General features: G+C 68.5%; 21 protein-coding genes and 2 pseudogenes. 11 read left to right on the forward strand and 12 right to left on the reverse strand.

Annotated elements, in window-relative coordinates; genetic code table 11:
* The first annotated feature begins 285 nt into the window (after positions 1–285).
* Positions 286–1620 carry a glycoside hydrolase family 68 protein gene (locus tag ACGFNV_RS18085; RefSeq protein ID WP_393623560.1) on the forward strand — a complete coding sequence of 445 codons (1335 nt, stop codon included), beginning with the start codon at positions 286–288 and terminating at the stop codon, positions 1618–1620.
* Between the two features lie 840 nt (positions 1621–2460).
* Here the strand turns inward: ACGFNV_RS18085 and ACGFNV_RS18090 are convergent.
* The 8 genes and pseudogenes from ACGFNV_RS18090 to ACGFNV_RS18125 form a co-directional block, all read right to left on the reverse strand.
* A complete protein-coding gene (locus ACGFNV_RS18090; protein WP_393623561.1) occupies positions 2461–2820 on the reverse strand; it encodes a hypothetical protein in 360 nt (119 codons plus the stop codon).
* Between the two features lie 352 nt (positions 2821–3172).
* A complete protein-coding gene (locus ACGFNV_RS18095) occupies positions 3173–3880 on the reverse strand; it encodes an NUDIX hydrolase (protein ID WP_393623562.1) in 708 nt (235 codons plus the stop codon).
* A gap of 97 nt (positions 3881–3977) precedes the next feature.
* Complete coding sequence (locus ACGFNV_RS18100; protein ID WP_393624059.1) at positions 3978–5843, reverse strand: ABC transporter ATP-binding protein; 1866 nt, start codon at positions 5841–5843, stop codon at positions 3978–3980.
* A gap of 300 nt (positions 5844–6143) precedes the next feature.
* A complete protein-coding gene (locus tag ACGFNV_RS18105) occupies positions 6144–6755 on the reverse strand; it encodes a hypothetical protein (protein WP_393623563.1) in 612 nt (203 codons plus the stop codon).
* Positions 6756–7183: 428 nt separating this feature from the next.
* Complete coding sequence (locus ACGFNV_RS18110; RefSeq protein ID WP_393623564.1) at positions 7184–7561, reverse strand: STAS domain-containing protein; 378 nt, start codon at positions 7559–7561, stop codon at positions 7184–7186.
* A 157-nt stretch (positions 7562–7718) separates the two neighbouring features.
* Positions 7719–8668 (reverse strand): annotated as a pseudogene (locus ACGFNV_RS18115) (anti-sigma factor RsbA family regulatory protein).
* Positions 8665–9447: an MEDS domain-containing protein gene (locus ACGFNV_RS18120; protein ID WP_393623565.1), complete on the reverse strand. Its 783-nt coding sequence runs from the start codon at positions 9445–9447 to the stop codon at positions 8665–8667. The pseudogene ACGFNV_RS18115 and the gene ACGFNV_RS18120 overlap by 4 nt, the downstream one beginning before the upstream one ends.
* Positions 9448–9610: 163 nt before the next feature.
* Positions 9611–9754 (reverse strand): hypothetical protein, encoded by a 144-nt coding sequence (locus ACGFNV_RS18125; protein WP_393624086.1) that lies wholly within the window; start codon positions 9752–9754, stop codon positions 9611–9613.
* Here ACGFNV_RS18125 and ACGFNV_RS18130 point away from each other — a divergent pair.
* A pseudogene (locus ACGFNV_RS18130) lies at positions 9686–10005 on the forward strand (VapC toxin family PIN domain ribonuclease). The gene ACGFNV_RS18125 and the pseudogene ACGFNV_RS18130 sit on opposite strands and share 69 nt — an antisense overlap.
* A 319-nt stretch (positions 10006–10324) precedes the next feature.
* Here ACGFNV_RS18130 and ACGFNV_RS18135 read toward each other — a convergent pair.
* Complete coding sequence (locus ACGFNV_RS18135; RefSeq protein WP_393623566.1) at positions 10325–12664, reverse strand: MMPL family transporter; 2340 nt, start codon at positions 12662–12664, stop codon at positions 10325–10327.
* Positions 12665–12809: 145 nt separating this feature from the next.
* Here ACGFNV_RS18135 and ACGFNV_RS18140 point away from each other — a divergent pair, with 145 nt between their 5' ends.
* On the forward strand, positions 12810–13448 hold the full coding sequence (locus ACGFNV_RS18140) for a TetR/AcrR family transcriptional regulator (protein ID WP_393623568.1): 639 nt from the start codon (positions 12810–12812) through the stop codon (positions 13446–13448).
* On the opposite strand, the gene ACGFNV_RS18145 is transcribed toward ACGFNV_RS18140, so the two are convergent.
* Together ACGFNV_RS18145 and ACGFNV_RS18150 are read right to left on the reverse strand one after the other, a co-directional pair.
* Positions 13396–13719, reverse strand: coding sequence for an MBL fold metallo-hydrolase (locus ACGFNV_RS18145; protein ID WP_393623570.1), 324 nt, complete (start codon positions 13717–13719; stop codon positions 13396–13398). The two genes, ACGFNV_RS18140 and ACGFNV_RS18145, sit on opposite strands and share 53 nt — an antisense overlap.
* 26 nt (positions 13720–13745) lie before the next feature.
* Positions 13746–14039, reverse strand: a complete 294-nt coding sequence (locus ACGFNV_RS18150; protein ID WP_393623572.1) for an MBL fold metallo-hydrolase — start codon at positions 14037–14039, stop codon at positions 13746–13748.
* Here ACGFNV_RS18150 and ACGFNV_RS18155 point away from each other — a divergent pair.
* The 5 genes from ACGFNV_RS18155 to ACGFNV_RS18175 all read left to right on the forward strand — a co-directional run bounded on the left by ACGFNV_RS18155 (position 14002) and on the right by ACGFNV_RS18175 (position 17831).
* Positions 14002–14751: a TetR-like C-terminal domain-containing protein gene (locus ACGFNV_RS18155; protein ID WP_393623574.1), complete on the forward strand. Its 750-nt coding sequence runs from the start codon at positions 14002–14004 to the stop codon at positions 14749–14751. The genes ACGFNV_RS18150 and ACGFNV_RS18155 overlap by 38 nt on opposite strands.
* A gap of 261 nt (positions 14752–15012) precedes the next feature.
* Positions 15013–15216 (forward strand): cold-shock protein, encoded by a 204-nt coding sequence (locus ACGFNV_RS18160; RefSeq protein ID WP_014145516.1) that lies wholly within the window; start codon positions 15013–15015, stop codon positions 15214–15216.
* Between the two features lie 291 nt (positions 15217–15507).
* Positions 15508–17004, forward strand: a complete 1497-nt coding sequence (locus ACGFNV_RS18165) for a DEAD/DEAH box helicase (protein ID WP_393623576.1) — start codon at positions 15508–15510, stop codon at positions 17002–17004.
* Between the two features lie 45 nt (positions 17005–17049).
* The gene (locus ACGFNV_RS18170) at positions 17050–17454 is read left to right on the forward strand and encodes a CBS domain-containing protein (RefSeq protein WP_393623578.1); all 405 of its coding nucleotides are present in this window, start codon (positions 17050–17052) and stop codon (positions 17452–17454) included.
* A gap of 50 nt (positions 17455–17504) precedes the next feature.
* Entirely contained in the window at positions 17505–17831 is a 327-nt protein-coding gene (locus ACGFNV_RS18175) for an SCO5918 family protein (protein ID WP_393623580.1), read from the forward strand.
* Positions 17832–17904: 73 nt separating this feature from the next.
* Here the strand turns inward: ACGFNV_RS18175 and ACGFNV_RS18180 are convergent, their stop codons facing one another.
* Entirely contained in the window at positions 17905–18135 is a 231-nt protein-coding gene (locus ACGFNV_RS18180) for a hypothetical protein (protein ID WP_393623582.1), read from the reverse strand.
* A gap of 793 nt (positions 18136–18928) precedes the next feature.
* Here ACGFNV_RS18180 and ACGFNV_RS18185 point away from each other — a divergent pair.
* The 3 genes from ACGFNV_RS18185 (at position 18929) to ACGFNV_RS18195 (ending at position 22188) form a co-directional block, all read left to right on the forward strand.
* A complete protein-coding gene (locus tag ACGFNV_RS18185; protein ID WP_393623584.1) occupies positions 18929–19267 on the forward strand; it encodes a MerR family transcriptional regulator in 339 nt (112 codons plus the stop codon).
* Between the two features lie 222 nt (positions 19268–19489).
* Entirely contained in the window at positions 19490–20050 is a 561-nt protein-coding gene (locus ACGFNV_RS18190; protein WP_393623586.1) for a hypothetical protein, read from the forward strand.
* Positions 20051–20502: 452 nt separating this feature from the next.
* The gene (locus tag ACGFNV_RS18195) at positions 20503–22188 is read left to right on the forward strand and encodes a ribonuclease J (protein WP_133933584.1); all 1686 of its coding nucleotides are present in this window, start codon (positions 20503–20505) and stop codon (positions 22186–22188) included.
* The last annotated feature ends 257 nt before the right edge of the window (positions 22189–22445 follow it).

A 22445-nucleotide genomic window follows, 5' to 3' on the forward strand; every position in this document is an offset into this window, starting at 1 on the left:
CAGTCAAACCGAATCAAACGATCCCGTTCGGAAAGCGGAAGGCGTCTGGCTGGTGGGCGTGCCTCGCCGCACGACCACCACCGCGGCCCGATCGTCGGCAGCGGAACCGTTCCACGCCATCCCGGGACTGTCGTGTCGGGAAGTTGATTACCTGTCAGACCTGAAACCACATGTTCATCGCCAGTGGCGAGAGGTGAGGGAGTGCGTCGCGAGAAGGGGGGTAACCGCGCATTCGATCGCTTCCGGTTCTGTCCCACTCGATCACCCCCTTTGGAAGGACGACGCATGCGCAGAGCACGAAGAGTGCTGCTCCGGCTGGCCACGGGTTTAGTGGCCCTCACGGCGCTGGGCGGTGTGGCGACACCGGCTTCCGCCGACACACCGGCCTCGTCCCGGATGGGAACGCGGCAGTACAGCGCGGACGACGACTACACCGCCGTCTGGTCCCGCGCGGACGCGTTGAAGCTCCGGCAGGACAAGACCAACACCGCCCCCCGTGTGTCGCCCGACTTTCCGGTGATCAGCGACAAGGTGTGGCAGTGGGACACCTGGCCGCTGACCAAGCTCAACACGAAGACCGCCACCTACAAGGGCTGGCACGTCATCTTCGCGCTCACGGCCCCGCGCTCGGTCCCCTTCGGTGACCGGCACTGGTACGCGAAGATCGGCTACTACTACTCGCGTGACGCCAAGAGCTGGAAGTACGGCGGCGACCTGTTCCAGCCCGGCACCGCGTTCGGCTCACGTCAGTGGGCCGGCTCGGCGGCGCTCGTCGGCGACAAGGTGTACTCCTTCTACACCGCCTCCGGGCGCGACAACGGTGGGGTCGACCCCAACGATCCCCTGCAGCGCCTGGCGATGGCGAGCGGTCGGATCCACGCGGACAGGACCCATGTGTGGTTCGACGGGTTCAAGAACCACCGCATCATCGCCGAGGCCGACGGCAAGCTGTACCAGACCATGCAACAGTCCCAGGCGGGCCCGATCATCTACGCCTTCCGCGACCCGTTCGTCTTCCGAGACCCCCGGGACCGCAAGATCCACATCTTGTTCGAGGGCAACACGGCCGGTGTCGCCGGCAGCTACCAGTGCACCAAGCGCGACATAGGTGACGTCCCGGCCGGCCATGAGGTGCCGGAGAACGCGAAGTACTACACGGGCAACATCGGGCTGGCCACGGCTGACAGCGACAGCATGGGCAACTGGCGGCTGCAGCCCCCGCTGCTCTCGGCCAACTGTGTGAACCAGCAGACCGAACGACCTCACCTGGTCATCCGCAACGGCAAGTACTACCTGTTCACCATCAGCCACAAATTCACGTTCGCGCCGGGGCTGAGCGGCTGGGACGGCCTCTACGGGTTCGTCGGTCCGTCCCTGCGCAGCGACTACAAGCCGCTCAACGGCAGCGCGCTGGTCCTGGGCAACCCGGAGGACGCCCCGACGCAGCAGTACTCGCACTACGTGATGCCCAACGGGCTGGTGGAGAGCTTCATCGACACAGTACCGACCGCCGACGGCGGGACCCGCTTCGGCGGCACCCTGGCACGCACGCTCGTGCTGTCCCTGAAGGGCGACAAGACCAAGCTCACCAAGCAGTTGGACTACGGCTTCATCCCGTGACCAACCCACAGTCGAGCAACCCGCGTGGCGGGCCACGTCCATCGTGGCCCGCCACGGCCGTGTTGAGCGGTGTCGCCCGACAATCAATCCTTCTCGGACTGCACCTGCCGGGGATGCTTGCCGTGTTCGAGGTAGTAGCGGCCGTCCGCGGTCACCACCGCCACGTGCCTGCTCCCGCGCCACGTCGCTTGATCAAGCCACGCTTCTCAGCGCCCAAGCCGTTGGACTGCTCCCGGAGCAGGAGCGACGGCGTCGGCAGCGGACGCGATCTCGCGGAGCAAGGCAACCTGCGGCTCCCCCGTATGGATGCCTCAGACTGAACTCGGGCCCGGCGAGTGCGGCAGCAGGGGTACTGCTCGCCGGGGCACGCTGCACGGCGTCACCGCTTCTCCGCCGTGACGCTCATTCGACGCTCCGCACGCCTGACGGCCTGCCTCTGGAATCAAAAACCGTATCTGGCCTGCACTTTCATCGCCTCCGCCCAGACTGACATGTTTCCGATGACGCATCACGTGGAGTGTGTCGCGATCCTTGAGCCGACCGCTAAGGGCTCCTGACCCGTCTTTGTAGGAACTTGAAGGAGACTAAGCCGAGTTCCTGCATGCCGTAGTTCGGCGGGCCGGGCGCTCAACAGGTCGGTCCGTAAGAGCTCCAGTGCCCGAGGAAGGGCCGTAGGTCGTCGGCTCGCGGTTCGGGGACGTCGGGCAACCGGGGTGGTGAGCTCAGCGGGGTGAGGCGCTCGACGGTGGTCGCCGTCCAGATGATCCATGCTTCGGCGTCGGTTCTGGCCTGCCCCGGCGGCATGGCCTCGACTCGCGCGCACAGCGCTAACGTACTCGGTCAATCGGGTGGCGTGGCGCCAAGCCGCTTCTTGCGCTTCGAAGTGCCTGATGCGGTACGCCTCCGCGTACCGGATGGGGCTTCGATCTCGTCCTGGCGTCTGCGTTCAGCGGCCTCGCCGCGAAGAGTGACCTCTTGTGCGATCTCGGCGAGTTGCTTTTCGAGGGAGCGGCCGGGGGTGTCGGCCCATTCGCTCGCCCGGTGCGGCTGGCCCCCGCTGCGGACGAAGCGGAGCCGTTCGGACGGGGTGTAGTCGAAGCGGGGGATCCTGACCCAGGAGTTCTTCTTGGCCGCGGCAAGTTCCTTCTCGGTGGCGACGTGCTCGGTCCGGTCTTGCTCCTGGAGGACAAGGAACCCCACGGTCTGGCCCCGTGTGGTGATGGTGAAGTGGGGAGATGCCCTGCGGCGGCGATGAGAGGGGGGAGCGAAGCCGGTCTGTCCAGCAGAGGTGGAATGTCCTACGGCCTCGGCAGCGGTGATCAGCGCCTGGATGAGCCGGAGGGCACGTCCTTGGACGGGCTCCGTGAGGCCCAGCGGCTGGGTTTCGCTCTGCATGGCCCGGACCACGGTGTGCGGCCGCGCGAGCCGCGACGGCACGGAGATGGGTTTGAGGACGGCAAGGCGCCAGGCGGGGATGTCGACGAGCTTGATCTCGTATCCGCCACGGCACCAACCCCCGTATAGCTCCTTCGTCTCCGGGACCCTTCCGGACCTACGTGCCGCGGCGACGCGGGATGGCCGCTTCTCCAAGTCCGGGCCGCTGCCGCATTCCTTCACGCTGGTCCCGCAGGTGAAGCAGGTATCGGCCGTGGCCGTCGTGGATCAGCGCGGAGGCGTTAACGGGCTCTGGCCGCCCGTCGAGGCCCTGGTCTCGGGCGTCCAAGAGCTTGGCACGCAAGGTCGGGGACCTTACGTCGGCGAACTCGAGCCACCGGGCGCCGGCAACGTCATCGTCCTGCAATGTGAGCTCGGGGTGCTGCTCGGGCACGAGGTAGAAGACGAATCGGAAGTCGAAGTGCTGGTGTTCGCCTTCGCCCTTGGCGGGGTTGGCGTCGATGTCGTGGACGTCGATGTCGATCGGAGCGCCGAGGAACTGCGGGGGCAGGCACAGGTCGCCCGGCTGGATGCCGGTCTCCTCGCACGCCTCCCGCAGCGCCGCGGCCAGGAGCGTCCGGTCGTCCTCGACATGGCCGCCCGGAGCGAGGAGCTCCGTGACCTTGTGGCCGATGTGCAGAACGCGTTGTTCCCGGTCGATGACCGCCGCGCTGCAGGTGACGTGACCGAGGAGCGTGGCACGGCTGGCCGGGGCGTCGGCTCCTTCCAGGAGGGACAACAGCCCGGCCAGGGACTCCCGCTCGTTCGGATGCCGGGCCAGGTACGCCTCGGCGGTCGCGCGGATGTGGGAACAGGTGAGCGGCACGTCATCACCTCGGGACGGCATGGGAAGGGCGGGGTCGTCCGCGGCCGTGGGTGCGGCCGCTTCAGGGGGGGGCGTACTGAGGGGGCGCCGGGGCCGCTTATGCGGGGGTTTCGCGCCGCTTCTCGTCGTCTAGTTCGGACGTGATCTGGTAGGACAGCAACTGCTGGAAAAGGCCGGGCTGTTGGGAGAGCTGGGCGTAGGTGCCCTCCTGGACGATTTTGCCGTCGTCGAGGACCACGATGCGGTCGGCGATAGCGACATTGGTGATGCGGTGGGTCACCAGCAACACCGCCCGGTCCCGGGCGAGGTCCCGAAGCCGATGGAAGATGCGGTACTCGGCGCGGGGATCCAGGTTCGCCGTCGGCTCGTCGAGCACCAGCAGACCGGCCTGGCGGAAGAACGCTCTCGCCAGGGCGATGCGCTGCCACTGGCCGCCGCTCAATTCCTCCCCGTTGAGCCACTCGCGGGCCAGGAGGGTGTCCAGGCCGGCGCCGAGCTTGTCGACGACTTCGTCGGCGTCGGCCGCTTCGCATGCCTCGCGGACCGCGGCGTCGCCGCGCGCGGTGGGCTGCCCCTGGGTCACGTTCTCGCGCACGGTCAGTGGCCAGTGTGCGTAGTTCTGCGGTACGAGGGCGACCTGCTGCCACAGGGCCTGCGGATCGGCGTCGCCGGTGGGGACGCCGTCCCACAGCACCTGCCCGTTCGTGGGCAGGTAGAGGCCGCTGACCAGCTTCGACAGGGTCGACTTGCCTGAGCCGTTGAAGCCCACGAGCGCAGTGACCTCGCCCCGACGCAAGGTGAGGGAGACGTCGGACAGTGCGTCGCGGTCCTTGCCGGCGTACCGGTGGGTGACCGACTTGACCTCGATCGTCTCCGGCGGCTCAGGGCGGTGCGGACCCCGGCGCATGCGGAAGCCGCCGGCCTTGTCGAGGAAGCCGCTCCAGTCGTCCATGTACAGCCCGGTCCGCACGGCGCGCGCACCGACGGCCACAAGACCGCGGACCGACATGCCCACTGTCTGCAGGGCGAAGACGGCCGTCCCGGCATGCCCGACGGTGATACGGCCGGTCGCGAGCAGCCACACGACCGCCGCCCACACCACCGCCGACCCCAGCCCTCCGCACACCGCGCCGACCAGGGACATCCGGGCGCCCTTGTCGGCCGCGGCCCGGTCCTCGCGGTTGATCCGGGCGACCGTCTGCCGGTACCGGTCGGACAGGAAGTCGGCCATGGTGCCGGCGCGGATCTGGTCGGCGGCGTCTTTGGTGTAGATGTGCCAGCGCAGGACCGACAGCATCCGGTTGTCGCCGTTGCTGCGGAGGTTGGCCAGGTACCGGACGCGCGCGGCGCTGACCTGGGCCAGGGCCTGCGGCAGGCTGGCTGCGACGAGGAGCGGGAGAAGGACCCAGTGCACGCCGGTCAGCACGATCGCTCCGGCGAGGAAGCCGGCGCCCGACGCGATCAGGTCCTGGCCCTCGTTGATCAGGTCGCCGGTGACCTGGGCGCCGCGGTCGGCGGCCTCGCGGTCGCGGTTGAAGTCGGGGTCGTCATACGCGCACAGTTCGACCTCGGCGCATCCGGTAAGCAGCATCTGCTCGGCCTCACGTGACATCAGCGGGCCAAGCCGGGAGGACAGCCAGTTGACGGTGATTCCGAGGAGCGCGCGCACGCCGGCGGCACCGGCGAGCAGGGCGACGGAGGGCCACGCCTGAAGGAGCCGGTGGTAGACGTCTCCGCTGCGCAGCAGGGCGGTCAGGGTGCCGGCGATGGCGACCAGGCCCAGGGCCTGCATCACGCCGGTGACGGTCTGGCACAGCAGGAGGCCGACGGTCGCTCGTCGGTCGACGCGCCAGGCGAGAGCCAGCGAACGGCGTACCAGTTGCGGCAGGCGGCGGGCCATGTCGCGCATCCGGATCGAGCGGCCGGCTGCCTCGCGGCTGCCGGTCAGGTCGACGTACCGCATCTGCGGCTCGGGAGCGGGCGCGGGCGAAGTGCCCGCCGGCGAGGGTGCGGACAGTCCGGCGGACGGCGCGGAGGGGGACGCTGCGGGGGTGGTGCGCGGTCCCGGAACAATGTCGGGTGATGCATTGGTGGGCTCATTCATGCCGCCCACCTCGTATCCGGACGTGCTGAGCTGAGCTTGTCGTCAACGCTGTGCGTGATCACGCCGGGCCGCCGTTCGATTCCGGGAGGCTGCTGCAAGGGGGCAGGGGTGGGGTGCATGGCGTGTCCTCCGTCTGGGCGTCGGTGTGGCACTGATGCTCTAAAAACGCACTGGACCTGGTCCCGTCACGGCCCGAAGGGAGGGCATCTGGTGAACGGAAGTTCTAATGCCAGCGCCAGGGCGGGCGGGCTCTGGACGGTCGCGACTCAAACTCGTTCGATCAGGGCGGTTCACTCCTTCAGGGGGTTGCGGACAGCACGCACCTGGCCGCGACGGAAGTCCGCGGCGGCTGTGCGGTAGGTGTTCAGCGGTGAGAGCGGCGGAGAAGTTCAGGGTGTCGCCGTCGCGCAGTCCGGTGCGCTCCAGGGTGAGGGAGGTGAGTGAGATGGGCGCGTCGTGGGCGTAGCCGAGGATGGCGTAGGCGGGCGGCCAGCCCTCCTTCAGCCGGTTGCGCAGGGCACCCCGGGCGATGAAGGCGAAGTGCTCGTCTGCGAGTCGGCCCGAACGCTTCCACCGCTGAAGGGTGGTCAGCACGAGGTCGGGCCGGCTGGCGGCGATGTCGCTGAGGTGGTTGGCGACGGAGGTGCGGACATAGAGGTGAACGTCGTCGTAGAGCTGATCGAGGACGGGCAGTGCCGCGTCGACGGGCAGCTGGATCCGTGGAGCCCAGGGCAGCAGGGGCCGGGTGGCCTCGCTCGCCAGTCTGCGCACCCGGAAGTCCTCATCGCGGGTCCACGCGCCGACGGCCTTCATTGTCTCGTCGGGGAAGTCGTCGGGAACGCCCGCCTGACCTGCGAGTTCGTGGGCGGTGAGTGGGAGCGGCAGGCGGGAAGCGCTGGTTCGCCGGAGCTGGGGAGCGCTGTCTCGACGCTTGTTCCGACGGTGTGTCGGACAGAACAGATCGGTCACGGGCGTGGCCGCGGTCGGCAGGGCTGTCCAGGCGAGCGGTGACGGCGCGTGCGGATCCCGGTCGGCGGCCCAGCAGGAGTCCAGGCACAGGTTTTGGTCGAGGCCGGTGGTGGTCAGGGTGTCGGACGAGTCCGCCGGCGTGGCTGAGGCTGACGGCGCGGACAGCGGCTCGCAGACATGATGAGCGTGGTCGGCGGCTCGTCCACATGCCGTTTGTCCGGGTCTTGGGTTCAGGCGTGGTCGAGTGACTCCGAGGTGTCGGCACAGGCGCCTGTGACGCGCCCGTCGAGCGCAGCTTGCACTGTGCGGAAGACGGGGAGCAGTGTTTCGAGGCCGAGGATGCGCCACACCTGCTGGTAATGGTCGCTGAGGGCGGCGAGGCGCAGAGTGCCGGCACGGTCGTCGAGCGCGCGGGACAGCGTGATGATCATGCCGACGCCCGAGGAGTCGAGGTACTGCACGTCGGAGGCGTCGAGTACGAGGGTGGCGCAGCCCTCCTTGAGCAGGTCTTCGCACCGGGCGCCGATGTCGGCGGCGTTGTCGTAGTCGACCTCGGTCGGCAGCCGGACAACCGTCGTGTCCGCGTACCGTACACGCACCCTCAGCATCAAGAACCGACTCCCATCCCAAGCGTGTACGCCCGTGTCCCCGGCGCCTTTCCGCTTGTCGCCGCCCAACGACACCAGCGCGCCTACCCCGGGGCGGCGTCGGGCACGCGTGTCTTCATGCGCCGGGCCGGTGAGCGGAGCGTTGGCACCAGCGGGCTCAGCCGGGCAGTTCGGTGTGCAGGCGGATCGTGGTCCCCTTGTCCGGTGTGGACCGGATCTCGACGAGATCGCAGAGCTGGTGGACGAGCCACAGTCCGCGTCCCCCCACCTGCCTCGCGGTCGGCATCGTGCGTCCGGCCAGTGGGTCCTCCAGGTGGCCGGCGTCCCGGAACTCGCAGACGAGCCGTCGTTCCTCGCTCCAGGTGCGCAGCACGCCTTGTCCGCCGCCGTGGCGAATGCTGTTGGTGGCCACACCGTCGCGGCCAGGTGCAGTTCGCGCAGGCGACGACCGGTCAGACCGTGCTGCTCGGCGCAGGCTGCGATCTTCTCTCGGAGGGCAGGCAGGTCGCCGCTGGTGTAGAGGAACTCGTCGTACGGGTCGCAGGGGTCGGTGAGGGCAACGAACGGGTACGGTGACCGCGCGTCGTAGTCCTCGGACACCACCGTCCGGCCGTCTCTGCGGAGTTGGGGATGGCAGCGTGCCATCGCGGACAGGGCGGCCTTGTCGCGTGCGACGTCGTACGGGCACAGCAGCCACCAGGCCGGGCCGTGGGCGAACGCCCTGTTGAGCAGCCACTCGTGGTAGCGCAGCTCCTCGGCCTCAGCCGCGCTGCGGACTTCGGCCCAGGGGGATTCGCCGATCCCGCGGACGGGCCGTCCCTCCGAGGCGTGTTCCTTGATCCATTCTTGCCAGGCAGCGATGAGTCGCCCCGGATGCCGCGCCACCCGGCTGATGTCGACATAGCGCACGGTGTCGTTCTCTCGGATCTCCGCACGCAGCAATGACGCCTTCTCCTGCGGCACGGCCACGACGACGGCCTCGTCACCGTCAAGCGCTTCCTGGATGAAATCCACAGCGCCCGCGACGAATTCATCGCTGCCCGAGTACGGATACAACTCGTGCCGGTATCCAGTGCCTTCGAGGCGAGTGGACGAAGAGGAGGTCACGGCGCCATCACCACCGGAACGTCGGGGACTGCGAAGCCGGACAGCTTCCAGGCGAGCCGCACGGTCTCGTTGGTGCCTTCCAGGACGACCTTGCGATCCGGAAGGTGCTTGGCGGCATCGGCCAGCGCGCTCATCCCGGCGGCATCGAAAAACTCCACGTGGTGGCACAGCAGACGCACCGTCGGGGTGTGAGCGAGGAGGGTGCACAGGATGGTGCCGAAGGCCACCGCGCCGTCGCTGTCGACCGTCCCGGTCACCGTCCAGCCTTCCTGGTCGGTTCGGAACACTCGGAACGCGGGGGAGACCGGACGGCCGCCCAGATGATGAGGATGCACACAACTGATCTGCTGCAGAGCCGGCAGGTCCCAGTCGGCACCGCTGTAGGCGCAGACCACCATGGCTCCGGTGTCGGCGGCGAACTCTTCCAGATCGAGTTCGCTGCGCAGCCACTCCCCGTTCCGGTCCGCGCGAGGGCCGGGCTTGACATGGTGCAGCACGCGAAGGGAGCGGAACCCTTCCCGGTGGGCAGCAGCTGCCTCCCGACGCACCGCAGAGAGAAGCGAACCCTGCAACCGGGCAGGATCCAGTACAAGCGGTGCGAACTCGCTCCTGGCCCGCGGAGCGGGGCCGACGAACACGACCTTGTCGCCGTGCAGCACACCGTCCGCAACGAAAGCCCGGCTGCGGTCGATGACGTCATCGGTACGATCCAACAGGTGGCAGACATGATCGCCGGTGTCGACCTCGTCCAGGGTTGGCAGTACGCGCGGCGCTCTCACTACACCTCCCTCGCTCCCCGCTCACCCTACTGCTCTCCGTCACCAGGCACCGGGGCCGGCCCGGCGCCCTGCCTGCCGATTCTCCTCTCCCCTCACGACAGCTTCGGCCCCGCGGCCACCTTCGGAGGCCGCTCTCCCCGCCGACATGTGCCACGAGTACCCGCTACGACGCGCCGGTGGACACCGACATCGGCGGAGCGCGTCCGCGGCACGCGCCTTCCCGCTGCTGCTCGCGGAGATCGACCACGTCGCCGCGCGCGAGCTCGGCCGTGAAGCGGCGCTCGGCGCGGTCGACGACATCCGCCACTGGGTGCGACGAGGCCCTGTCGTTCTGCCGGAGATCACGGAGGACCATCTGGGTGTCGCCCAGTCGGTGCGTGCCCGCTATCGCGACTTGGACCTGGACCTCGCGGACGCGGTGAACGTGGCCCTTGCCGCTGAGTACGTGAGTACGACACCGACGCTGTGCTCACGCTCGACCGGCGCGTTTTCCGGGCTGTGCGCCCCTTGGGTCGGCACAAGGTGTTCCGGGTGCTGCCCGACGACCTTCCGATCTGATGTCGGATGGTGCCTGGCTGTGCCGTCCGGCGGATTCCGTCGGACGTGAACGCTCGACGTTCGACCTGTTTTCCAGGACGTACGAGGTAAAGCGTGCGGAGCGCTCGTGAAGCCGCCTGGCCTGGCGTTTCACGAGCGCTGTCGGGATGTCGGTGCGGTCGGCCCTTCTCCTGGCGCGAAGGGAAACCCAATGTCTTGACGTTCGGTTGACGCTGTTCCTGCTGGCTCGTCACCGATTGGGTGGAGGGACCTGCCTCTCGCGTCGGGCGAAGCCGCCGGAGCTCAGCGAAGCGGGGCCAGGAAGAGATGGTGCCGCCGGTCAGCTGGTGGTCTCTGCCTGCTTGGCTCTGGCGGGGTGGGGCAGCGGGATTTTCTGTGCGAGCTTGTCGCCTTCGACGTCGAGGTCGGGCAGGAGACGGTTCAGCCGGGCGGGGATCCACCAGGCTTTCTCCTGGGCGAGTGCCATGGTGGCCGGGATGAAGGTCATGCGGATGACGAAGGCGTCGATGAGGATGCCTGCGGCCAGTGCGAAGCCGGCCTGTTTGATCATGGGTTGGGCGTTGAAGACGAAGCCCGTGAAGACGGAGACCATGATGGTGGCCGCCGCCAGGACGACGGAGCTGGCACGGGCGAAGCCGGTGACGGTGGCGTTGATGGCGGTCGCGCCGTGGACGTGTGCTTCGCGTATGGAGGTCACCAGAAACATCTGGTAGTCCATGGCGAGTCCGTAGAGGACGCCAGTGATGATGACGGGCAGCAGGCTCACGATCGGTGCGGTGGCGTCGAGCCCGATCAGGCTCTGCAGCCAGCCCCACTGGAAGACGGCCGTGGTGAGGCCGAAGGTGGCGGCGATGCTCAGCAGGAAGCCGAGGGTGGCCGTCAGGGGGACCATGAGGGAGCGGAAGACCAGGAGCAGGACGATGAGGGACAGTCCGAGGACGGTGGCCACGTAGAGCGGCAGGACGTCGGCGAGCCGGTCGGAGACGTCGATCGCGAGGGCGGTGAAACCGGCGATGCCGATGTCGGCGCCGTGAGTCGCGCGGATTTGCGCGCTCTTGTCCCGTACGGCGGTGACGAGATCCTTGGTGGCGTCGTCGTTCGGGCCGCTGCCGGGGATCAGGCTGAGGATGGCGGTGGTGCCGGTCTGGTTCATTCCGGCCAGTGAGACCGATGTGGCGCCTTTGACGCCTCGCAGGTCCGAGGTCACCGCGGCAAGGGTTGCGGGGGTGAGGGGCTGTCCGTTCGTGGTGGAGCCGACGGCGATCAGGAGGGGGCCGTTGTAGCCGGGCCCGTACGCGTCGCTGACCAGGTCGTAGCTGCGTCGCTGCCCGGTGTCGGGGTTGTAGCTGGCGCCGGAGGGCAGGCCCAGTTTCATGCCGGCGGCGGGCACCGCCAGGATCGCGGGGATCAGGATCGAGGCGGCGAGGGCGGCGTACCTGTGGCGGATCAGGAGTGCTCCCCAGCGGACGGCCCGGGTGTGCTCGGCACCTCCTCCTGTCCGGTCCTGTTCCCTTCGCCGGGTACGGGCGGGGCAGATGCGTTCTTTGACCAGGCCCAGCAGGGCGGGCAGCAGGGTCAGGGCGAGCAGGACGGCGATCGCGATCGTGGCGGCAGCGACCATGGCCATGGTGCTGAGCAGCGTGATGCCGATGACCAGGAGCCCGGCCAGAGCGATGATGACGGTGCTGCCGGCGAAGAAGACCGCGCTCCCGGCGGTGCCGAGGGCACGGCCGGTCGCTTCGTGGGGGTCCATGCCCTGGTCGAGGATCAGCCGGCGTTCTCGGTTGACGATGAACAGCGCGTAGTCGATGCCGACGGCCAGCCCCAGCATCAGCGCCAGCACCGCGGCGAGTGAGTGGATCTCGAACACGGTGGAGAGGGTGAAGGCCCCGCCGACTCCCACCGTGACGCCGGCCAGCGCGATGATCAGTGGCAGACCCGCCGCGACGACCGATCCCAGAGTGATCAGCAGGACAACGGCCGCCACGGCGACGCCGACAACCTCCCCGACGCCGATGATGTCGGGGATCTCCATCATCGCCGCCGACGGCAGGACTTCCAGGTCGCCGGAGGCGGCCTGCTGCTCGGCGGCCTGGATGGTGCTGTCGATCGTCCCTGAAGGAAGTTCGAAGGTCTGCTCGTCGAACTGGAACTGCATCAGCGCCGTCGAGCCGTCGGCGGAGACGATGACCCCGGGCACCGGCTGACCACCCTGCTGCAAGGGGACGGGCTTCTTGCCGGAGGACGGACCTCCGGCGGCTTGGGCCACCGCCGCCTGGGCCCGCAGCAGTGGGCTGTTCTCGCCGCGGGCGGCTTCCCGGGCCAGGGCTTTCCTGGCGTCGATGACGTGGTCATGACGGTAGACGGCGTCCACGGCGGCCATCAGGGCGGACCGGACCTTCTCGTCGTTGATCCGGGCCCCTTCAGGAGCGGTGAAGAGCAGCATGCCCTGGCCGCCGGACGCCTCCGGCAGGGAGGTGGCCAAGCCGTCGATGACCTTCTGGGACGGGGTGCCGTCGATGCGCACCTCGTTGCTGAGCTTGACCGGATTGGTCACGAGCAGCAGTACGACCGCCGCCAGCACGGCCAGCCATCCTCCGATGACGTACCAGGGTTTGCCGTAGGCGAACTTTCCCAGCCGATACAGCAGAACGGACACAGGCTTCTCCCTCTGATCCAGGCGGCCTGACGGTCCAGACCGCGCTGCGAAGTGAGAGGGTACTATCAAAGTAATAGTGGACTATCGATGCGGTAGGGTGCTATCGAAGGCAGCGACCTCACCGGAGATCAGGGAAGAGTCACAGATGGCAACGATGGAGGGCCGCACGCCCCGGCGCCGGGTCGACGCCCGCTCCAGCATGGAGCGGATCACCGCCGCAGGAAGGACGGTGCTGGGCAGAGGTGAAGCGTCTCTGGAGCAGATCGCGGCAGAAGCCGGCGTGGGCATCGCCACGCTCTACCGCCACTTCCCCAACCGTGAGGCCATCGTCCGGGCCGTCCTGGAGGACATCCTCGAAACCGACCTGCTCCCTCTCATCGAGCGAGCCGCCGACTCCCCGCACACCCGCCAGGCCCTTCAGGACATCGCCACACATCTGCTCGACCTGATCACCGAGGAGCGGGGCCTGGTCACCTTCGCCAGCAACTTCGCCGACGTCGCAGTGGAAGTCCTCCAGCGCTTCAGCGCCTCACTCCACCCACTCCTGGTGCGTGCACAGCAGGCCGGCGAGGTCCGCTCCGACCTCACCGCCGAGGACATCCCTCACTTCCTCGTCATGGCCGTCGCCGGGCTCGCACTCCCCGGCACCCCACCCTCACTGCGCGCCCGCTTCATCGCCCTGCTCTTCGACTCACTCAACCCGGCCAACGCAACTCCCCTGCCCCCGCTGCTCATCGGAGAGAACGACCTGCGCGCCTCGGTCGGCAACGTCGCACGCGCCTGATCCACGGTCTCGGTCGGCCACCCCCTCTTCCGGCAGTGGTGGGCAGGACAACTTCTATTGGAGCGGAGACCCCCAGTGAGGTCAGCGCCTCCAGCGACGTGTGTGCCTGTGCCGTGTCGTGCGTGAACACCGGGCCGATGATCTGGGGGCCGGTGCCGGTCAGGCCCAGCAGGCCGTCGTGGGTGACCAGCGCGTCCCCGGTGAACACCGCGCCCTGAGCGGGCAGATGGAACGCAACGCTGCCGGGCGTGTGCCCGGGTACCGCGACCACCCGGGGCCGTCAGGGGACGTCGAGGGTCATGCCGTCATCGAACGGACTGGCCGAGGTGACGGTCGACGTGCGGAACGCCCCCGACCGGGCCAGATGCACGGGCACTCGCACCGCGGTGGGGTGGCGGAGCAGACAACGGCCCAGGCCCGCCTCAGGCTTGGCGTCGGCCGGCGGCCGGAGGGGGAGGCCAGGGCTGGTTCGTCGCGTGCGTGTACCCAGACGGTGGCGCCGGCTTCCTGTCGCAGTCGTTCGGCCAGGCCGACATGGTCGAGGTGGGCGTGAGTGAGGACGACGGCGCGCGGCACGCCGACGACGAGCATCTACCGGCGCTTCGACGGCAAGCTGTCCCTGGTCCTGTGGGCCCTTCAGGAGGAGTTCGACTCGTTCGAACTCGATCTCCCGGACCACGGCGACCTCCGCGGCGGTCTGCTCGCCTACACGCGACAGATCACCGAAGGTCTCAGCCCCCGGCGGTCCCGCATCCTGGCGGGTCTGCTGCTGCGTATGCGGGACATCCCGGAACTTGCGAGCTTTGTCTCCTCCAAGCTGCCCCAGGCCAGTGCGGACATATGGAGCGCGTTGGTCGAGTGGGCCGTCGGCCGCGGAGAGCTGGACGACCGTCACGGCATGGAGATGATCTCCACGGTCGCGCCCATCCTGATCGACCGGGCGATCACCTTCGGGCGCACGATCGATGACAGGTTCCTCACCGCGCTCGTCGACGACGTCCTGCTACCGCCATGGTGCGCAAGCGCCGGCGTCCTTCCCCGTCTGACGATCAGCCCGACACTCCGCCGACCCCGCGTCGCCCAGGCATCCGGCTCCCGCGCGCCCGCATGGACCCGAGGAGACTTCCCGCGTCAACCACCACGCCACGGACCATCCCCGCCCGCACTCCGTGACGCTTGCCGGCGCCTCCCTGATCTCCACGCCCGCACCATCCCTTGGGGGCAGCCCTTACGCTGGGCGCGCCCCCAATGCTTCCCGAAACGTTACGCTCCGGCTGGGTCAATATCTGTGCCCGCGAGCTGAGATTTCAATGGAACAGGCAGACAGATTCTCTACCGCATTAAGTGGAGGCGGATTCTTCACCGCACACAGGCCGCTGCGGCGTGCTACTGTCGATGTCAGTTGCAGTTGTGGTTCCCAGAACTTCAAGTGCTCTCCGGTAGGTACCTGTGCCACTGGAAGCGCTTTTGTTATCCGGTTATTTTTCCGGGCGGGGTGATCATCGCGGCGACACGGGGTCCGCGCAGTGCGGATCCCGATGCACTGCCCCAAAGGAGAAATGACATGGCTGCTGGTACCGTGAAGTGGTTCAACGCGGAAAAGGGCTTCGGCTTCATCGAGCAGGACGGTGGCGGCGCCGATGTGTTCGCCCACTACTCGAACATTGCCGCCCAGGGCTTCCGTGAGCTGCTGGAGGGCCAGAAGGTGACCTTCGACATCGCGCAGGGCCAGAAGGGCCCGACGGCCGAGAACATCGTTCTCGCCTGACGCCGACTGTCGCGTACTTGTAGCTGGGGCCCGCATCCTTCGGGGTGCGGGCCCCAGCTGCTCGCATTTTCCCGCAGTGGTTTCGCCTGCGGACGGCAACACATAGCTTCATCGCGATGGACTCCCGAACATTGAGTCCGCATCGCGCCACTCATTCCAGCTCCTGTGCCGGCACGGATTTTCCGTCGGACAGATTCGCTTTCGCATTCCACCGGTCCATTCTTGCAATTCTCTGTGCTGCTGATCGCTGCGGGAATTCCTTGATATGTGCCGCATCGAGGAAGGTTCCGCATGAACCGCACACGCACGAACGACCGCTTCACCCGCACCCGTAACGGCAGTGCCGAATCCGGAAGGGGTGGCAGCCGATTCGGTTCGTCGGCCAGGACCCGCTCCGCCGGGTCGAGCCGTTCCGGTGGTTACGGCCGCCGACCCGCCGCGGTCCAGGGGGAGTTCGCGCTGCCCCGGACGATCACTCCCGCGCTCCCCGCCGTGGAGGGCTTCGCCGATCTCGACATGCCCGGGGCGCTGCTGGGCGCGCTCAGCTCGCAAGGCGTGACCGTACCCTTCCCGATTCAGGCCGCGACCCTGCCGAATTCCCTCGCCGGCCGCGACGTACTGGGCCGTGGCCGCACCGGCTCCGGCAAGACCCTCGCTTTCGGGCTGGCGTTGCTGGCCCGTACGGCCGGGCAGCGCGCCGAGGCCGGGCAGCCGCTGGGGCTGATCCTCGTACCCACGCGTGAGCTGGCGCAGCAGGTCACCGACGCGCTCGCCCCGTACGCCCGCTCCGTGAGGCTGCGGCTGGCCACGGTGGTGGGCGGAATGCCGATCGGCCGGCAGGCGAGCGCGCTGCGCGGTGGCGCCGAGGTCGTCGTCGCCACACCGGGACGCCTCAAAGACCTCATCGACCGCGGCGACTGCCGACTGAACCAGGTTTCCATCACCGTCCTCGACGAGGCCGACCAGATGGCCGACATGGGCTTCATGCCGCAGGTCACCGCCCTTCTCGACCAGGTCCGCCCCGAAGGCCAGCGCATGCTGTTCTCCGCCACTCTCGACCGCAACGTCGACCTGCTCGTGCGCCGCTACCTCAGCGACCCCGTCGTGCACTCCGTCGACCCCTCGGCCGGCGCGGTCACGACGATGGAGCACCACGTGCTCCACGTTCACGGTGCCGACAAGCACACGGCAACCACCCAGATCGCCGCACGCGACGGCCGCGTGATCATGTTCCTCGACACCAAGCACGCCGTCGACGGCCTCACCGAGCACCTCCTGAACAGCGGGGTACGGGCCGCCGCCCTGCACGGCGGGAAGTCACAGCCACAGCGCACCCGCACGCTGACACAGTTCAAGACCGGGCACGTCAACGTGCTGGTAGCGACCAACGTCGCGGCGCGCGGCATCCACGTCGACAACCTCGACCTCGTCGTCAATGTCGACCCGCCGACCGACCACAAGGACTACCTCCACCGCGGCGGCCGTACCGCCCGCGCAGGAGAGTCCGGCAGCGTCGTCACCCTGGTCACCCCCAACCAGCGCCGCAGCATGACCCGCCTCATGGCAGCGGCCGGCATCGTCCCGCAGACCACCCAGGTCCGCGTCGGCGAAGAGGCCCTGCACCGCATCACCGGCGCCCAGGCCCCCTCCGGCATCCCGGTCGTCATCGCCGCACCGGTGGTCGAACGCCCCAAGAAGCGCGGCGCCACCTCACGCGGCCGACGCCGCCCCGTCTCGGCGGCCCGGCGCGCGCCCGTACGGCAGTCCACCGCCGGTGCGGCGGCATAGAACCTTGGTGATCAGAAGCCGGCCCAACTCCGCAGGAGGCACCCTTTGACGCTGGACCAGACGCAGTTCCGCCCGGCGAGCGCCCACCCCGCGCACAGCACGGTGGCCGACACCATGGACGCGGCCGGACCGCAGGTCTGGGAGGACATGACCGTGGAGGTGGCACTGTCCGTGATGGCCGCCGCCCGTACAGGTCATCTGGTCGTCTCCGACGAGGACGGTATGTGCACCGGCCTGGTCACCCGGGACCGGCTCACGGCCGTTCGTGACGGTTCCGGATACACGGACCGGATCCGCCTGCGTGACATCGCCGACGTCATCGGGCCCTTCGCCTCGCCGCTGACCACTTGGGTGGAAGCCGAACGTGCGATGCACTGCCGCCGGCTCGGGGAGCCGCCCGTGGTCGACGAATACGGAAACGCTCTGGGCGTCCTCGCCCTCTCCCGCTGAACCGGGCCTCACCCCGCCCTGCCCCGTCTTCTCGTCTCCATGGAGGCATCATGCGCTGTGTCATCGCTCGCTTCCCGTTCGACCTGACCAAGAGCGGCGTGGTGGAATCGATGAAGGGCGTCACACCTGAGCCGGTCACCGGTGAGTTCGTCATCATCGGACGACGTCACTACCCCGCCAAGCAGGTCGGCCAGGTCATCACCCGCCAGGACCGCCGCGATTTCAGCACCGGCGAAGTCCTCAGGGCCATGACCCGACTCGGCTTCACCTGCCGCACCCGCCCTACCGCCGCATCTGCGCTCCTGGCCGGCCCGTACGAGCCGGCTTCCGCAGCGCTCGGCACGCCCCCTGTCCGCCTGACGTACGGACAGGTGTGAGCCGAACAGAGCAGTGAGGCCGCGCCGGCGTGGGCGAAATTCCAGGGGTCGTAGCAACACCGCGGTGACTTGATCAGGCCGCGAGCAGTTTATGCAGGCGCTCGGCTGGGGTTTCCCGGTCGAGCGTTCTGCGTGGGCGGCTGTCGGGCGAGACGGGCGCATATGGCTCCCCTGGTGCCGCAGGCATTGGTCGGCTGCCGTTCGGCTGCCGCAGGTCTTCGATGAACGCTTGTGCGGTCTCGCGTGCCTCGGCAACGGCCGCGTGGAACGGGGCAGCTGTGGCGTTGACGGACATCGTGTTCATCAGAGTCACCCTCGTCTGCGGATCGTTCGTACCCGGCCCTTGCCCACTCGACCCTGTGCCCCGCCCGCCAACCCACCCGAGCCACCGTGCTCGCCGGAGGGGGCTCAGAATCGCGGTCGACGCGCCGCGCCGGTCGGCGCCGCCACGGGAAGCTCCGCGGGCGGCTCTGGGTCTCTTCCGTGCGTCGGACCTGCGCTGCGGACGGCCCCAGTATTCGCAGATCGGCCCAGCGGGAGACCTCATCGTCGAGCCGCAGGAAATCTATGCTGGCTGGAGTAGACATTCGATGTCTTCATGCTTACGATTTCTGTCGTAGCCGAGATCGAGCAAGCCCGGCAGACACGAACTGCCGGGCAGTAGTGCACGTATGACGGTGCGGTGGTGGAGTTTCGAAGCCAGGTTGTGTAGGACGGCGACGGGACTGACGACCGGACCGGGTGGCCTGAAGTGACGAGGGGCCGCCGTAAGCAGGACCGCAGTAGACGCGGTTGCAGTACCAGCAGTTTGCAGTCCCTGTTTGCAAGTGATGGGTTCCGAGAGAAGAACGGAGGAGTCGAGCACCATCAGGATCGCCCGGGCGGGAGACGCGAGCCCGGGTACCGCAGGACATCGATAGGTAGGTGGTCTCCGGTCACGCATCCGCGATCCCCGCACCCCCGTCGGAGTATCAGGCGGCTGGGCGGAAACAGAAGGCCGGCACAGCACTAGGGCCGGCAGATGGTGTTGCAGTTCCTTCGGGGCCTTGGTGCCAAACGGCACCAAGGCCCCTCGACGCGTTCCACAGAGAGGTGAGATGACAGCAGACGAGTCGCTGAGCCGTCTCGACGACGACGACTACCCCGCCTACACGATGGGCCGGGCTGCCGAGTTGCTCGGTACCACTCCCGGCTTTCTCCGCGCCATCGGCGAAGCGCGACTGATCACACCACTGCGCTCCGAGGGCGGACACCGCCGCTACTCCCGCTACCAACTGCGCATCGCGGCCCGCGCGCGTGAGCTCGTCGACCAGGGCACCCCGATCGAGGCCGCATGCCGGATCATCATCCTCGAAGACCAACTCGAAGAAGCCCAGCGCATCAACGCCGAATACCGGCGCACCGACGGATCGTCCAGTCCATCGGCCGCAGCCTGAGGTGAGCGGGCCCGCCGGTATCGGCGGGCTGTCACACCCGCGCGTGGCCGGGCTGTGGCGCACCGAGACGGTGCTCGTGTCCGAAGCCTGCCCGTGACAGCGTCCCTCGAGCTCGGTCTCGCCACCAAGTGGGCCCGCGGAAGCCGTGTAAGCCGCCTGGCCATGGGAAGGACCAAGGTTCCCGAGCGCGGATCTCCGCCCGCCTACGCCGAAGGACCGCCGATGCTTCCCGAGTTCCCCTCCCACGCATCCGCCTCCCTCGCTGATCAGCTGGAACAAAGACTGGGGCTGCCCTCACAGTTCGAAGCCGGCCGTTTCGACGTGGAGCGCGTCGCCGGCATGGCGGTCCTCGCGGCGGCCCACTCCGACGGCTACGCGGCCACCGCGCATCTCCTGGGACTGCTGGCCGCGCTCCCCGCCCCCACCGACGCAGGAGAACGCTTCTGGTCGAACCTGTGGAGATCCTCGGGCACCGCCTACCTGCTGCCGACCAATATCAAGGACCTGGTGCTGCGTTCGCTGGCCGGGGAGGGAACCGGTCTGGCCGGACAGATCCTCTCGGCCGTAGACGAGATGACGCCTCCCCAGCGCGTCGCGGCCGCAGAGGTGATCGGTGAGGCGCTCGCCGAGTCCGACCACCTCCCTGATCTCAAAACACAGGTCATCGGCGAACTCTGGCTCCGGGACCTGGAACTCACCGCCTGGCGCGTCCTTCACGCGGACCACAAGGCGCCCGATGCGGCCGGACGTAACGCCTTCATCGAAGCATGGACGCGTGTCTGACCCCGGCCGAGAGTAATGGCACGGCTGCGCCCGTGGGCGCTCGGGCTCGCCGCACTGTCCTGGTTCCTGAGCGCCGACGGTGACACGGTGCTGACCTGCGCACAGGGGGCCGGTGACGCCGCCTACGGCCCGTACCTGCGGGGCGGCGGCTTGACAGCCGCCCTCGCGGGGCCGTCTCGATGCCGCCGGTACCCCGGTCTCGCCGTAGCCGACGGGACTCACACGCCCGGCTGCCTGGTCACCACGGCCTTGGACGTCATGGAGTCGAGTGGCAGCGCGCCTGCACGGGACGCCGTGATCGCCGCCCCGGTACCGCCTTGCCCCCTCGCTGTCCGGCCGTCGGCTCATCGGATTGTCCCCGGACACCTGTTGTGATGCCCCGACCCTGTCGGGAGGAAGAGATCGCACAGGTAATGGATCACCCTGTCCCACTCTCCGGGTACCGTCAGGGTATGAGTCATCCGCATCCCGAGCTGAAAGCCGCCCCGCCTCTTCCCGAAGGAGGGCTGCGGGTCATCGCCCTGGGCGGCCTCGGTGAGATCGGCCGCAACATGACCGTCTTCGAGCACGCCGGCAAGCTGCTCATCGTCGACTGCGGCGTGCTGTTCCCCGAAGAGACCCAGCCCGGCGTGGACGTGATCCTGCCGGACTTCACCTCGATCCGGGACCGTCTGGACGACATCGTGGCCGTGGTCCTCACCCACGGCCACGAGGACCACATCGGCGGCGTGCCGTACCTGCTGCGCGAGCGCTCCGACATTCCCGTCGTCGGCTCCAAGCTGACGCTGGCGTTCCTGGAGGCCAAGCTCAAGGAGCACGGCATCCGGCCGCGCACGGTGCGGGTGCGGGAGGGCGACCGGCGCGGCTTCGGGCCCTTCGACTGCGAGTTCGTGGCGGTCAACCACTCCATCCCGGACAGTCTCGCAGTCGCGATCCGCACCAGCGCCGGGATGGTGCTGCACACCGGCGACTTCAAGATGGACCAGTTTCCCCTCGACGACCGCATCACCGATCTGCGCGCCTTCGCCCGCCTCGGTGAGGAGGGCGTCGACCTGTTCCTCACCGACTCCACCAACGCCGAAGTACCCGGCTTCACCACCTCCGAGCGTGAGCTGAACCCGGCGATCGAGCAGGTGATGCGCACCGCGCCGCGCCGGGTCATCGTCTCCAGCTTCGCCAGCCATGTGCACCGCATCCAGCAGGTCCTGGACGCCGCCCACCAGCACGGCCGCAAGGTCGCCTTCGTCGGCCGGTCGATGGTCCGCAACATGGGCATCGCCCGTGACCTGGGCTATCTGAAGGTCCCGTCCGGTCTGGTCGTGAGCACCAAGGAGCTGGAGAAGCTCCCCGACCACAAGATCACTCTGGTGTGCACCGGCTCCCAGGGCGAGCCGATGGCCGCGCTGTCGCGGATGGCCAACCGCGACCACGTCATCCGCATCGGCAAGGGCGACACCGTCCTGCTCGCCAGCTCCCTCATTCCCGGCAACGAGAACGCCATCTACCGGGTGATCAACGGGCTCACCCGGTGGGGCGCCCACGTGGTCCACAAGGGCAACGCCAAGGTGCACGTCTCCGGGCATGCCAGCGCCGGCGAACTCGTCTACTGCTACAACATCGTCAAGCCCCGCAACGTCATGCCCGTCCACGGCGAATGGCGCCACCTGCGGGCCAACGGTGACCTCGCCATCCGTACCGGTGTCGACCCCGACCGGGTCGTCATCGCGGAGGACGGCGTCGTCGTCGACCTGGTCGACGGGCGCGCGTCCATCACCGGCAAGGTCCCCGCCGGCAACGTCTACGTGGACGGCATGGAAGTCGGCGGCGCCACCGAAGCGTCCCTCAAGGACCGCCTCACCCTCGCCGCCGAGGGCGTGGTCACGGTGGTGGCGATCGTCGACGCGGACACCGGCGCCCTCGCCGAGGCCCCCGACTTCCTGGCCCGGGGCTTCGTCCACGACGACGCCACCTTCGAGCCGGTCGTCCCCGTCATCGAGAAGACCCTGGCCACCGCGGCCGAGGAGGGCGTCGGGGACGCGCGCCAACTCGAACAGCTCCTCGCCCGCGCCGTGGCGAACTGGGCGTTCCGCACCCACCGCCGCAAGCCCCTCATCATCCCCGTCATCATCGACGCCTGAGTCACACTCCGGCAGGCGTCCAGGGTCGGACGCCGATGTGCACGAGGTGAAACTCGGCGATGAGTCGTTCCTGATGACCAGCCTCATCACCGGCCCACCGGGTCGGCCCGTACGCATCGCGCCCGGGTTTCGCCCGGACGCGTCCGGGGCGGCCCGGTGGCGGGAGCGCTGCGCCGGGCATCCCGGAACACCACTACGGCGAGGGCGAGGACATCGAGAAGCGTTACGGGCTGGCAGCGCTGCGGGCGTCCGTTGCC

The sequence above is a fragment of the Streptomyces sp. NPDC048751 genome (assembly GCF_043198595.1).
Lineage (GTDB): Bacteria > Actinomycetota > Actinomycetes > Streptomycetales > Streptomycetaceae > Streptomyces.

Bases quoted from the DNA above. Each gene is read 5' to 3' on its own strand.
- ACGFNV_RS18085 (WP_393623560.1), top strand. From the start codon at position 286: ATGCGCAGAGCACGAAGAGTGCTGCTCCGGCTGGCCACGGGTTTAGTG.
- ACGFNV_RS18100 (WP_393624059.1), bottom strand. From the start codon at position 5,843: ATGCGGTACGTCGACCTGACCGGCAGCCGCGAGGCAGCCGGCCGCTCG.
- ACGFNV_RS18110 (WP_393623564.1), bottom strand. From the start codon at position 7,561: ATGCTGAGGGTGCGTGTACGGTACGCGGACACGACGGTTGTCCGGCTG.
- ACGFNV_RS18140 (WP_393623568.1), top strand. From the start codon at position 12,810: ATGGCAACGATGGAGGGCCGCACGCCCCGGCGCCGGGTCGACGCCCGC.
- ACGFNV_RS18150 (WP_393623572.1), bottom strand. From the start codon at position 14,039: ATGCTCGTCGTCGGCGTGCCGCGCGCCGTCGTCCTCACTCACGCCCAC.
- ACGFNV_RS18160 (WP_014145516.1), top strand. From the start codon at position 15,013: ATGGCTGCTGGTACCGTGAAGTGGTTCAACGCGGAAAAGGGCTTCGGC.
- ACGFNV_RS18165 (WP_393623576.1), top strand. From the start codon at position 15,508: ATGAACCGCACACGCACGAACGACCGCTTCACCCGCACCCGTAACGGC.
- ACGFNV_RS18175 (WP_393623580.1), top strand. From the start codon at position 17,505: ATGCGCTGTGTCATCGCTCGCTTCCCGTTCGACCTGACCAAGAGCGGC.
- ACGFNV_RS18180 (WP_393623582.1), bottom strand. From the start codon at position 18,135: ATGAACACGATGTCCGTCAACGCCACAGCTGCCCCGTTCCACGCGGCC.
- ACGFNV_RS18185 (WP_393623584.1), top strand. From the start codon at position 18,929: ATGACAGCAGACGAGTCGCTGAGCCGTCTCGACGACGACGACTACCCC.
- ACGFNV_RS18190 (WP_393623586.1), top strand. From the start codon at position 19,490: ATGCTTCCCGAGTTCCCCTCCCACGCATCCGCCTCCCTCGCTGATCAG.
- ACGFNV_RS18195 (WP_133933584.1), top strand. From the start codon at position 20,503: ATGAGTCATCCGCATCCCGAGCTGAAAGCCGCCCCGCCTCTTCCCGAA.